Source organism: Neisseria sp. P0018.S001 (assembly GCF_051957355.1).
Taxonomy (GTDB): Bacteria; Pseudomonadota; Gammaproteobacteria; order Burkholderiales; family Neisseriaceae; genus Neisseria; species Neisseria subflava_A.
Map to the genome: position 1 here is coordinate 1 of NZ_JBQCWN010000065.1, position 456 is coordinate 456.

1 pseudogene is annotated in these 456 nt (G+C 57.2%); it reads right to left on the bottom strand.

The features are described 5' to 3' along the window. A pseudogene (locus ACTHTJ_RS10845) lies at positions 1-456 on the bottom strand (ligand-gated channel); the annotation flags it as partial.

Here is a 456-nt window from a genome sequence, read left to right on the forward strand (position 1 = left end):
CACCCGCTTTTTCGTCGGGGCTGTAGTCGTTGCGGTTCAGATGCATGCGCAGGGCTTCGAAACCGGGGAGCGGCTGCTTCCATTCGGCGCGGATTTCGTAGCGTTTGTTGCGCAAGTCTATCCACGGTTTGCCGCTGTGGACGTGCGCGTGTGCATTATCGTCGTCGTGGAAGCCACAGCTCAAGCCCGGATTGTCGTAATCGATGTCTTCTTCGGTCAGCAGGTGCGGATAAAGCTGCAAATAGCGTTTGTTAATCAAACTCTTCTGCCAAATGATGTCGGTGTGGCAGTCGTCGTAGAGATGGCTGTGCGCAGGCAGGCCGTAGCGGTCGCGACGGTCGCTGTACGCTGCGCCGATAAAACCTTTCTCGCCCACCCAAGACAGTCCGATGCTGCCTGTTTGCGAATCGGCGTGGCTGTCAGGCAGGCGTTTCAGACGACCTTCTTCCTTACGGT